Raw genomic sequence first — 12,101 nt, 5'->3', positions numbered from 1 at the left:
TACCCCACCCGTCCGCCGCGCCAGGCGCCGTGGACGCAACGGCCGCGTGGCCCTGGCCATGCGCATGCCCCTGGGCCTGTCCCTGGCCTTGGGCCATGTCCGCGGCCGGCTCGTCGAATGCGCCGTCGGCCGTCGCCAGCACCTCCACGCCGCCTTCGACGCTGCGGTTGGAAACGATCAGGGCATCCGGCCCCAGGGCCTGGCGCACCAGGCGCATGACCTCGCGGCTATTGGCGCCCACAAACCTGCTTATCTTCATGCTCAGTTACCTCCGCCGATGAGCGCGGTCACGCGGACCATGCGCTCATCCGGAATTTCCGTGTTCGACAGCACGCCGAGCTGCGGCAGGTGATGCCGCAGGAACCTCGACAGCGGCGCGCGCAGCACCGGCGACACAAGCAGCACCGGCGCATTGCCCTGCGATTCCTGGCGCGCCAGGGCGGCCTGCGTCTCGCGCAGCAGGGTATCCGCCAGGCCGGGCTCGAGCCCGCCGCTGGTGGTCATGGCCTGCGAGAGCACGCGCTCGAGTTTCACGTCCAGGCCGATGACACGCAATTCGCCCTCGCCAGGGAACCATTGCTGCGTGATGGCCCGGCCCAGCGAGCGGCGCGTGAGCGCGATGAGTTCCTGCACGTCGGGCTGCCCGCCGGTGGCGGCCGCCTGCGCCGCCAGCCGCGGCCCGTGCTCGGACAGCGTATCGATGATGGTGCGCATGTCGCGGATGGGCACTTCCTCGGCAAGCAGCCCCTGAAGCACCTTCTGTAGCACCGTGAGCGAGAGCGTCTTGGGCACCAGGTCTTCGACCAGCTTGGGCGCCTCGCGGCCGATGCGCTCCAGCAGCTGCTGCACTTCCTGGCGGCCCAGCAGGCTGGAGCCGTGGCGGTGCATCAGATGGTTGAGGTGCGTCGCCACCACCGTGCCGGCGTCCACCACCGTGTAGCCCGCCACCTGGGCCTGGTCGCGCAGGCTGGCGTCGATCCACAGCGCGGGCAGGCCGAAGGCCGGATCGGTGGTGGGCGTGCCCTTGATCTGGACCGACACGCCGCCCGGGTCGATGGCCAGCCACTGGCCCGGCATGGCCACGCCGCGGCCCACTTCCACGCCGGACAGCAGGATGCGGTAGTCGTTGGGCTTGAGTTCGAGATTGTCGCGAATGTGCACGACCGGCGGCAGAAAGCCCACATCCTGCGCGAACTTCTTGCGCAGGCTGCGGATGCGGTGCAGCAGCTCGCCGTTCTGGGCATGGTCCACCAGCGGGATCAGGCGGTAGCCCACCTCCAGCCCGAGCTGGTCCACCATCGACACGTCGTCCCAACTGGCTTCCTGCGCGGCCGCCTGGGCCTGGGTAATGGCCTGGGGCGGCACCTCCTGGGCCTTGGCCTCGGCCTCCAGCCTGCGCTTGTGCAGCATCCAGCCGCCGCCGGCCAGCGCGGCCGCCAGCGTCAGGAAAGCGATATGCGGCATGTTGGGAATCAGGCCCATGATGCCAATGATGGCCGCCGTCAGGAACATCACGCTCGGATTCGAGAACAGCTGGCTGATCATCTGCTGGCCGATATCCTGGTCCGTGGCCACGCGGGACACGACCACGCCCGCCGCGGTCGAGATGACCAGCGCCGGGATCTGGGCCACCAGGCCGTCGCCGATGGTCAGCAGCGTATAGACGCGCGCGGCCTCGCCCATCGACAGGTCGTGCTGCGCCACGCCCACGATCAGCCCGCCGAAGATGTTGATCGCCATGATGAGCAGGCCGGCGATGGCGTCTCCCCGGACGAACTTGCTCGCGCCGTCCATGGAGCCGAAGAAGTCCGATTCCTGCGCCACTTCGGCGCGGCGCTTGCGCGCCTCTTCCTCACCGATGAGCCCGGCGTTCAGGTGGGCGTCGATGGCCATCTGCTTGCCGGGCATGGCGTCCAGCGTGAAGCGCGCGCCGACTTCCGCGATGCGGCCCGCGCCCTTGGTGATGACGATGAAGTTGATGATGGTCAGGATCACGAAGAGGATGATGCCGACCGCGAAGTTGCCCCCCACCAGGAAGTGGCCGAAGGCCTCGATGACCTTGCCCGCCGCGTCCGGCCCGGTATGGCCGTTGAGCATCACCACCCGGGTGGACGCCACGTTCAGCGACAGCCGCAGCAGCGTGGCGAACAGCAGCACCGAAGGAAAGGCCGCGAAGTCCAGCGGCTTGCGCGTGAACATCGCCACCAGCAGGATCATGACCGACAGGGCGATGTTGAACGTGAACAGCAGGTCCAGCAGGAAGGTGGGCAGCGGCAGCACCATCATGCCCAGCACCATCACGATCAGGATGGGCCCGGCCAGCAGCCGCGCGTGCGCGGCCCCGTTCGTCTTCAACATGGAGAGCAGTGCGCTCATTCCTCAAGCTCCTTGCGCCGCGGCCTTGGCCTGCGGGTCGAGTTCGGCCGGCACGGCCAGGTTGCTCGGCGCGACGGGTTCCGCGCCCCAGCCCGAACGCCAGGAGCGCAACTGGAACACCCACGCCAGCACTTCGGCCACGGCGGTATAGAGCTCGACAGGGATTTCCTGGCCGAGCTCGACATGTTCATGCAACGCGCGCGCCAGCGGCGGCGCTTCCAGGGTGGGAACGCGATGCTGGTTGGCCAGCTCGCGGATCTTGGCGGCGATCAGCCCCGTTCCCTTGGCCAGCACGCGCGGCGCGCCGTTCCTGCTTTCGTCGTAGCGCAGGGCCACGGCGTAGTGCGTGGGGTTGGTGACCACCACGTCGGCATTGGGCACTTCGGCCATCATGCGGCGGCGCGCCATCTGCCGCTGCTGCTGGCGGATGCGCGCCTTGACGTGTGGATCGCCCTCGCTTTCCTTGTGCTCCTGGCGCACGTCTTCCTTGGACATGCGCAGCTTCTTGAGGTGGCTCCAGATCTGCCAGGGCACGTCCAGCCCCACGATCACCAGCAGCGACGCCACGATGCAGGCGCAGCACAGGGCCACCAAGTCCAGCGCCCGGATCAGCGCGGCCGAGGGCGCCACGTGCATCAGGCCCAGCATGTCGTCGTGATAGCGCCACAGGACCCAGACGGCCACGCCGCCCACCAGCAGGGCCTTGGCCAGCGCCTTCACCAGCTCCACCAGGGTCTGCGCGGAAAACATGCGCTTGATGCCCGCCAGCGGACTGAGCTTGGAGAAATTCGGCTGCAGCGGCTTGCCCGAAATCACGATGCCGCCCAGCAGCACGCTGGACAGCACGGCCACCACCGCCAGCAGGCCGAATACCGGCAGCACGGCGAACAGCCCATGCCAGAAGCCCTCGGCCGCCTGCTCCACCATGACGCCGGGGTCCATGGTGACGCGCTGGTCGAAGGCCAGGCCATTGCGCAACACGCCGCTCAGGCCGCGGTAGATGGCGGCCCCGCCCGCCCAGAGCGCGCCTACGCCGGCGGCCAGCATCATGAAGGTGCCCAGCTCCCGCGAACGCGCGATCTGCCCCTCCTCGCGCGCCTTTTCCAGGCGCCGTGGAGAGGCGGCTTCGGTTTTTTCGAGGTCGCTTTCGTCGGCCATGCTCTGCGGATCGAGTGCGCTTCGCGGATTGCGGGATTGGCGAAGCGTCCGCCGAGATTCTAGGAGGCCGGCCGGCGAACCGATCAGCCAAGAAACGGGGGGAAAGCGGCGCTATTCCCCCGCGCGCCCCTTCGTTCCGGCTTTCAGCCCGCCGCCCAGGCCGGCGCCGGCGCGCGCCCGGCGGCCGCCTCGCTGGCGTAGCGGGCGTAATCCAGTCCGATCCTCACCGCGCCCCAATGTTCCGTCCCCAGAAATACCGGCAGGGAAATATCGTTGACGATTTCCCCGGTGTCGCGCGGATAGGTCTGGAACAGCATGGGGCCGTCGTTGGCGGCCAGCCGCGCGCCGACCGGGTCGTCGAAGATCCGCTTGTGCCGGCAGCGCGCCAGGTCGTGCTGCGGATCGCCGGTGGGCTCGTGGGAATAGCGGCTGTTGTGCGCGGGCGCATAGCCGCGCGCATCGACCAGCAGCGCATAGGCGCCCGCCGGCACGGCGTCGAGCACCGCGTCGAGCAGGCGGGTAAGCTCCGCGTCGATGTGCCGGTCGTAGGCGGTATGGTAGCGGGCCGGCTCGCCGCCGGAAATACGCCGGTACTGGCGGTCGAACACGTCGCGGCCCGCGCGCCAGGCGCGCTCGAGCAGGGCCTGGGCGGCGTCCCGGAATGACTCCAGCGTGTCCGAAAGCCGGTCGAACGGCGTGCCGCCCGTGCGCATGCCGGCCAGCACCTCCTGCATGCTCTCGGTCTGGCGGCGTATGCGCTCGATCTGGCCCGACATGCTGGCCACGCGCTCGCGCACATCCCCGCTCAGCGCGGCGATCCGCCCGACCTCGCCGCTCATCGCCCGGTTGGTCCGGTCGACTTCGCCGATGGCCTGCACCACGGCCTCGACCTGCCGGTTCATGGCGCCGAAGTCCTGCACGAAACGCCCGAAGTCGGCCAGCGTGCCATCCAGCACCGTGCCGGACGCCTCCACGTCTTCGCGCAGCGTGGCGGTCTGCGCGCGCGTCGATTCCACCAGCGTCAGCATCTGTCCGGTGTGCTGGCCGATGTCGCCGGTGGCGCTGTTGACGCGCTCGGCGAGCTTGCCGACCTCGCTGGCCACCACCGCGAACCCGCGGCCGGCGTCCCCGGCCCTGGCGGCCTCCACGCCCGCGTTCAGCGCCAGCAGCTGCGTCTGCAGGGCGACGTCGCGGATGAGCTTGCTGATGTCGCCCACGGAACGGGCGCGCTCGGTGAGCTGGGCCACCACTTCGGCAAACGCAGTCATTTCGCGGTTCATGCGGTCCACGCGCGCTTTCACGTCGGAAAGCTCGGCCAGCGCATGTTCGGCCGCGCCCAGGTTGCTGCCCGACAGGGCGGCGATGTCGCGGGCGTGGGAAGAGGTCGAGGCCGACAGGTCCGCGATCTGCTGGCCGCTGGCGGCCAGCGCCTGTGCCGCCTGCGCTTGTTCCTGGGCCAGCGCGGCGCAGCGCTGGGCCTGGAATTGCGTGCGGGCCGCGTTCAGCGCGATCTCGATGCCGGATTGCCGGATGGTGATGATGCGCTCGCGGACCTGCGCCAGGAAGCGGTATAGCGGCCATGCCGAAGGGCTGAACGACAGCGCGCGCGCCGCCAGCGTGGCCTCGCCCCGGTTGAGCCGGCGCAATAAGGCCCACATGCCCCCGAACCGGACAAAGGTTCTGCTCACGATCCACCTCCTCTTGCCGGCCGCGGCCGCAGTGCAATCGACGGTCCGCGCCGGAACCTGCCTGCCGCAAGGCCCCGATCTTTTTCTTTTTTATGGAGCAGAGTCTATCCAGGCGCGCAAGAACGCGCCCTTAGGGAAATCAAGCATTAATTTCAGGCATTGATCGCGCAAAAAGGCGCGCCGCCGGCGGGCATGTCCGGCGGCGCGTCCCCTGGGCAGGCGGTCAGAAGCCCAGGCTGGCGAGCAGATCGTCGACCTGGTCCTGGCTGGTTACCACATCGGCCTTGCCTTGCGGATTGACCTGGGGACCGTTCAGCAGGCTGTTCGCGTCGTCGCGGCGTTCCTGCGGCACGTTGTCGAGCAGCACCTGCAGCAGCTCGCGCTCGATCGCGCCCACCACGTCCATCATGCGCATGATGACCTGGCCGGTGAGGTCCTGGAAGTCCTGCGCCATGATGATTTCCATCAGCTTGGACTGCGTTTGCTGCGTCTGGCGCGGCACGTCCTGCAGGAAGCTGCGCGTGTCCTGGACCAGTTCGCGCGCTTCCGGCAGCTCCAGCGGCTGGTCGAACCACTGCTGCCAGCGGCCGTCGAGCTCCTGCGCCGTGCGCGAGAGGTTGTCCTGGATCGGGCCGGCGGCCTCGGTGGCGTTCAGCACGCGGTTGGCGGCCTGTTCCGTCATCTGCGCCACGTAGCGCAGCCGGTCGCGTGCGTCGGGAATGGCGTCCGCGGCGTCCTTGATCGCCTGGTCCAGTCCCAGCTCCCGCATGCTGTCGCGCAGCATGCGGGTGAGCGAGGCGATGCGATGGATGAGGTCAGGCGATTCCGCCGGGACGACGTTTTCCGTTGTGCTCATGGCGCACCTCAGCCGGCAATTTTCTCAAAGATCTTGGTGAGCTTCTCTTCCAGCGTCGCCGCCGTGAAAGGCTTGACCACATAGCCGTTGGCGCCGGCCTGGGCGGCGGCAACGATGTTCTCCTTCTTGGCTTCCGCCGTCACCATGAGCACCGGCAGCGACGCCAGCGCGGCGTCGGCGCGGATCTGCTTGAGCATCTCCAGCCCGTCCATGTTGGGCATGTTCCAGTCCGAGACGACGAACTGGAAGCCGCCGTTGCGCAGCTTTTCCAGCCCGATGGCGCCGTCTTCGGCTTCGTCCACGTTCTCGAAGCCCAGCTCTTTCAGCAGGTTGCGGATGATCCGCCGCATCGTGGGGAAGTCATCCACCACGAGAATCTTTATGCCCTTGTCTACCATGCTCTACTCCAAAAGAAATGTTTCCGGACGCCCGCCCTGCCCGCATCAGACGCGGTGGCCGCGGTCGCCCAGACGCGTCAGAATGCGCTCGCTCATCGCCGACAGCGGCACCACCTCCTCGGCCGCGCCGATGGCGATGGCTTCGCGCGGCATGCCGAACACCACGCAGCTCGCCTCGTCCTGGGCCATGGTGTGCGCGCCGGCACGCCGCATGGCCAGCATGCCCGCGGCGCCGTCCTTGCCCATGCCGGTGAGAATCACGCCGATGGCGTTCTTGCCCGCCGCGGCCGCCGCCGAGTTGAACAGCACATCGACCGACGGGCGGTGCCGGTTGACCGGCTCGCTGGCGTCCAGCTCGACGATGTAGTTGGCCCCGCTGCGGCCCAGCCGCATGTGCGTGTCGCCGCCGGGAGCCAGATAGACGTGGCCCGGCAGCACCCGCTCGCCATGCACGGCCTCGCGCACCGTCACCGCGCACAGGGCGTCGAGCCGCTGCGCGAACGAGCGCGTGAAGCCCGCGGGCATGTGCTGCGTGATCAGGATGGCCGGGCTGTCCGGAGGCATCGGCATCAGCACCTCCCGGATGGCTTCGGTGCCGCCCGTCGAAGCGCCCACGATCACCAGTTTTTCCGAGCTGGCCAGCGGCCGGCGCAGCATCGGCGGCGGCGCGGCCGGCGCGCCATGGGGCGCGGGCGAGCGCAGCCTCGCCCGCGACGCGGCGCGGATCTTGTCGGCGATGATCTCGGTGTACTCCAGCAGCCCGTCGCGGATGCCGAGCTTGGGCTTGGTGACGAAATCGATGGCGCCCAGCTCCAGCGCGCGCAGCGTGATTTCGCCGCCGCGCTCGGTCAGCGACGACACCATGACCACGGGCATGGGCCGCAGGCGCATCAGCTTCTCGAGGAAATCGAGCCCGTCCATGCGGGGCATTTCCACGTCCAGCGTCAGCACGTCGGGGTTGTGCCGCTTGATGAGCTCGCGAGCCACCAGCGGATCGGGCGCCGTGGCCACCACTTCCATGTCCGGCTGGCTGTTGATGATCTCCGTCATCAGGCCGCGCACCAGCGCGGAATCGTCCACACAAAGAACCTTGATCTTCTGCATCTTGTCCTCGAACTTCTCAGGCCTGGCTGGTGCACTCGTACACGGTCTGGCCGCGCAAGCGGAAATCACGACTGATGTACGTGAAGTTCTCGGAATGGCCGGCAAACAGCAGGCCGCCCGGCTTGAGCAGCGGGACAAACCGCTCCAGGATCTTCGCCTGGGTGGGTTTGTCGAAATAAATCATGACGTTGCGGCAGAAAATGGCGTCGAACTTCTCGTGGATAGGCCATGAAGGCGCCAGCAGATTGAGAGTTTCGAAGCGCACCATTTCCGCCAGCTCCGGGCGCACCTTCACCTGGCCCGCGTTGGCGCCGCGTCCCTTGAGGAAGAAGCGCTTGAGGCGGCTCTCTTCCATCTTGGCGACGCGTTCGGCCGGATACACCCCTGCGCGGGCGCGATTCAGCACATTGGTATCGATATCGGTGGCCAGCACGCTGCTGGCGCCGGCGCGCGAGCCCAGGGCCTCCGTCAGCGTGATGGCGATGGAATACGGCTCCTCTCCTGTGGACGCCGCGCAGCACCAGACCGAAACCGGCCCGCCGCGGCGCTGCGCGAACTCGGCCAGGATGGGAAAGTGATGCGCCTCGCGGAAGAATGCCGTCAGGTTGGTCGTGAGCGCATTGACAAAGTCTTCCCATTCGGCGGCTTCGGGCTCGCGCTCCAGGTGATCGAGATAGCTGGCGAAGTCCTGCCGGCCCAGCGCGCGCAGGCGGCGCGCCAGGCGGCTATAGACCATTTCGCGCTTGTGCTCGCCCAGCGATATTCCCGCGCGCGCATGAATCATCTTGCGCACGCGGGAGAAGTCCGCATCCCGGAAATCGAACTGGCGCTCCGCCCCGGAAGGCGGCGCGAAACCCGCTGCCGTCGCCACGTCTGCCCTCAGTGTTCCAGCGCGAGCGAGTCGGAGGCCCGCAAGCGCGTATGGTCTTCATCAGCGGCCTGCGGCCTGGCCGCCAGGCGTTGGGCGGGCACCTCGATGACCTCGCCCGCGTTGATCTTGAACACTGACACCGCCTCGGCCAGCCGCTGCGCCTGCTCCTGCAGCGAACCGGCCGCAGCCGCCGCCTCCTCCACCAGCGCCGCGTTCTGCTGCGTCACCTCGTCCATCTGCGACACCGCCCGGTTCACCTGGTCGATACCGCTGGACTGCTCTTCCGACGCCGCCGAAATCTCGCCCATAATGTCCGTCACACGCTTCACCGACGCCACGATCTCCTGCATCGTCGCCCCGGCGCGCTCCACCTGCTGCGAGCCCGCCCCCACCTTGTTCACCGAGTCTTCGATCAGGCCCTTGATCTCCTTGGCCGCCTGCGCGCTGCGCTGCGCCAGCGAACGCACCTCGCCCGCCACCACCGCGAAACCCTTGCCCTGCTCGCCCGCCCGCGCCGCCTCCACCGCCGCGTTCAGCGCCAGAATGTTCGTCTGGAACGCGATGCCGTCGATCACCGACACAATCTCCGAAATCTTGCTCGAGCTGGCCGAAATGCTCTGCATCGTGCTCACCACCTCGGACACCGCCTGACCGCCGCGCTCGGCCACGTCCGACGCGCTGGCCGCCAGCTGGTTGGCCTGCCGCGCATTGTCCGCGTTCTGCTTGACCGTCGAGGCCAGCTCTTCCATCGACGCCGCCGTCTGCTCCAGCGACGCCGCCTGCTCTTCGGTGCGGCTGGACAGGTCCGTGTTGCCCGCCGCAATCTCGCGCGAACCCACCGTGATCTCGTCCACCCCGCGGCGCACCGCCGCCACCGTGCGCGTCAGGCTCTCCTGCATGCGCTTGAGCGCCGAGAAGAGCTGGCCGATCTCGTTGGCATTGCGCACTTCGACGCGCGCCGTCAGGTCGCCGGCCGCGATGCGGTCGAAATGCCGGCCCGCGTCGGTGAGCGGGCGCAGCACCCGGCGCCGCAGGAAAACATAGGTCGCGAACACCAGCAGCGCGGCGATGACGCCGCCCGCCGCCACGGCCATCAGCACGTAGCGGTAGCGGACCTGCGCCACTTCGTGGGCATCGGTCATTTTGCCGGTGCGCCAGAAGTCGAAAGCGTCCACGGCACGCGCGAAGCGGCTTTCGAGGGCGTCCTGCACCATCTGGACCTGCGTCTGGTAGCCCGGCATGTCGGCTTTCTCGAGCGCCGTCACCAGCGGGGCCAGGCCCTGCTGCGCCAGCACGAGATACGCGTCCTCGATTTCCTTGAGAATGGGCGCCGCCTCGGCGTCGTCGGGCTTGGGCAGCGTCTTGTAATATTCGAACTCGGTCTGCGTCTTGTTGAGCGCCGACTTCGCCCGCTGCAGCATGCCCGCCGCCTCGCCGGACAGGCCCTGCGACACCAGGACGGGCTGGCCGATGTTGCGCACGATGTCGCCGTAGTTGGAAGTGGCCGCGCGGCCCAGGCTGTTGAGCGTATCCTTGTAGCTTCCCACCACGCGGCTGACCGCGTCGTCGAGCTCCTGCGCCTGCTTGATCTCCGCCAGAGTCTGGTTGCTGACCCGCAGCGACAGAACCCCCAACGCCGCGCCGATCACCAACATGAATGAAAAGAACGCCAGCACCCACAGCAGGCTGCCGCGTATCGTCATGTTCGCAAAAAACTTGCGCATCACAGGAACCACTCCCAGGGTGCAGTAGTTAGGAAAAGCGCCGCATCGATCCTGACGCGGCGCCTGTGCCCTGCCGGCCGTCTCCGATCAGGAAGCGACCTTCTCCACCAGCGCCATTTCGTCGCTGGTCATCAGCTTTTCGATGTCCACGAGGATCAGCATGCGTTCGTCCACCGTGCCCAGGCCGGTGAGGTATTCCGTGGACAGCGTGGCGCCGAACTCCGGCGCCGGGCGGATCTGCCCCGCGTTGAGCATGAGCACGTCGGACACTCCGTCGACCACGATGCCGACCACGCGGCGCTCGAGGTTGAGGATGATGACCACCGTCTGCTCGTTGTAGTCGACGCTGCCCAGGTTGAACTTGATGCGCAGGTCGACGATGGGAACGATGATGCCGCGCAGGTTGGTCACGCCCTTGATGAAAGGCGGCACGTTGGCGATGCGGGTGACGGTGGCCGCGTCGTAGCCGCGGATTTCCTGCACCTTGAGAATGTCGATGCCGTATTCCTCGGCGCCGAGCGTGAACACGAGGAATTCGCTGCCTACGTCCTCATTGCGCGCGGACTGCGCTTGCGGTTTGGCTGCCATGAGTGGTTTCTCTCCGTCAATTCAGAATGGCTTCGGGCTGCGACCAACGCTCGCGGTTGGCGCGCGCCAGCGCAAAAACGTCGACAATCAGCGCCACGCTGCCATCGCCCAGGATGGTGGCGGCGGAGATGCCGGGAACCTTGCGGTAATTCGATTCGAGATTCTTCACCACCACCTGGTGCTGCCCGATGAGGTGGTCCACCAGCAGCGCGAAGCGGCGGTCTTCGGCCTGCATGATGACCGCGATGGCCTGCGTGGGATCGGTCTGCGCGCCGCAGACCGAGAACACGCGGTGCATTTCCACCAGCGGCAGGTACTCGCCGCGCACGTGCATCACGCGCTCGTTGCCGGCCACCGAGTAGATCTGGTCGTTGGTGGGCTGCAGCGATTCGGTCACGTGGTTGAGCGGGAGGATGAAGGTTTCCTCGCCGACCCGCACCGACATGCCATCGAGGATGGCCAGCGTCAGCGGCAGCACGATGCGGGTGGTGGTGCCCTGCCCCGGCCGGGACGACAGTTGCACGTGGCCGCCCATGTCCTGGATATTGCGGCGCACCACGTCCATGCCCACGCCGCGGCCCGAGATGTCGGTGATCTTCTCCGCCGTGGAAAAACCCGGGGCGAAGATGAGCTGCCAGATCTCGTCGTCGGGAGAGTTCTCGTTGACGGGCAGCCCCTGGGCGATGGCCTTCTTGAGAATTCTTTCGCGGTTCAGGCCGGCGCCGTCGTCGCTCACCTCGATCACGATATTGCCGCCGTTGTGCTGCGCCGACAGCACCAGCTGGCCGACCGGATCCTTGCCGGCGGCCACGCGCTTCTCGGGCGTCTCGATGCCGTGGTCCAGGCTGTTGCGCACCAGGTGCGTCAATGGGTCGATGATGCGCTCGATGAGGCTCTTGTCCAGTTCGGTGGCGCGACCGTAGGTCTGCAGTTCGATCTGCTTGCCCATCTTGCTGGCGATGTCGCGCACCAGCCTGGGAAAGCGGCTGAACACGTAGTCCATCGGCATCATGCGGATGGACATCACGGCCTCCTGGAGGTCGCGGGCATTGCGCTCAAGCTGTTCCATGCCGTTGAGCAGGCGGTCGTGCAGCACCGGATCCAGCGTGGAGGCCGTCTGCGCCAGCATGGCTTGCGTGATGACCAGCTCACCCACCAGGTTGATGACCTGGTCCACCTTTTCGACGCCGACACGGATGGAGGTGGACTCCTTGTCCGCGTGCGCCGGCGCCGGCGCGCGGGTGGCGCGCGATGCCTGGGTGATCGACTGGAACGCCCCGGCCATCGATTTCTACGAATCCATCGGCGCCCGGCCCCAGAAAGAATGGGTGCGCTACC

Annotated in this window: 9 protein-coding genes and 2 pseudogenes; all 11 read right to left on the bottom strand. The window is 67.6% G+C overall.

Annotated elements, in window-relative coordinates; translation table 11 throughout:
- Positions 1-259, bottom strand: a pseudogene (locus AD428_RS14810) (flagellar biosynthesis protein FlhF); the annotation flags it as partial.
- A gap of 2 nt (positions 260-261) precedes the next feature.
- Complete coding sequence (flhA, locus tag AD428_RS14805; RefSeq protein ID WP_053245677.1) at positions 262-2,376, bottom strand: flagellar biosynthesis protein FlhA; 2,115 nt, start codon at positions 2,374-2,376, stop codon at positions 262-264.
- 3 nt (positions 2,377-2,379) lie between these two features.
- Positions 2,380-3,534 (bottom strand): flagellar biosynthesis protein FlhB, encoded by a 1,155-nt coding sequence (gene flhB, locus AD428_RS14800; RefSeq protein ID WP_053245676.1) that lies wholly within the window; start codon positions 3,532-3,534, stop codon positions 2,380-2,382.
- Between the two features lie 143 nt (positions 3,535-3,677).
- Positions 3,678-5,222 carry a methyl-accepting chemotaxis protein gene (locus tag AD428_RS14795; protein ID WP_369798764.1) on the bottom strand — a complete coding sequence of 515 codons (1,545 nt, stop codon included), beginning with the start codon at positions 5,220-5,222 and terminating at the stop codon, positions 3,678-3,680.
- A gap of 223 nt (positions 5,223-5,445) precedes the next feature.
- Entirely contained in the window at positions 5,446-6,078 is a 633-nt protein-coding gene (gene cheZ, locus AD428_RS14790) for a protein phosphatase CheZ (RefSeq protein ID WP_053245674.1), read from the bottom strand.
- Between the two features lie 8 nt (positions 6,079-6,086).
- Positions 6,087-6,476, bottom strand: a complete 390-nt coding sequence (gene cheY / locus AD428_RS14785) for a chemotaxis response regulator CheY (RefSeq protein WP_053245673.1) — start codon at positions 6,474-6,476, stop codon at positions 6,087-6,089.
- A gap of 45 nt (positions 6,477-6,521) precedes the next feature.
- A complete protein-coding gene (locus AD428_RS14780) occupies positions 6,522-7,580 on the bottom strand; it encodes a protein-glutamate methylesterase/protein-glutamine glutaminase (protein ID WP_053245672.1) in 1,059 nt (352 codons plus the stop codon).
- A gap of 16 nt (positions 7,581-7,596) precedes the next feature.
- Positions 7,597-8,451 carry a CheR family methyltransferase gene (locus AD428_RS14775; protein ID WP_053245671.1) on the bottom strand — a complete coding sequence of 285 codons (855 nt, stop codon included), beginning with the start codon at positions 8,449-8,451 and terminating at the stop codon, positions 7,597-7,599.
- 8 nt (positions 8,452-8,459) lie between these two features.
- Positions 8,460-10,175 (bottom strand): methyl-accepting chemotaxis protein, encoded by a 1,716-nt coding sequence (locus tag AD428_RS14770; RefSeq protein WP_053245670.1) that lies wholly within the window; start codon positions 10,173-10,175, stop codon positions 8,460-8,462.
- Between the two features lie 87 nt (positions 10,176-10,262).
- Positions 10,263-10,763, bottom strand: a complete 501-nt coding sequence (cheW, locus tag AD428_RS14765; protein ID WP_053245669.1) for a chemotaxis protein CheW — start codon at positions 10,761-10,763, stop codon at positions 10,263-10,265.
- Between the two features lie 16 nt (positions 10,764-10,779).
- Positions 10,780-12,000, bottom strand: a pseudogene (locus tag AD428_RS14760) (chemotaxis protein CheW); the annotation flags it as partial.
- Between the last annotated feature and the right edge of the window lie 101 nt (positions 12,001-12,101).

Source organism: Achromobacter sp. DMS1 (genome assembly GCF_001270295.1).
Note: the sequence above shows the minus strand (reverse complement) of the source record. Positions and strands in the feature narration are given on the sequence as shown.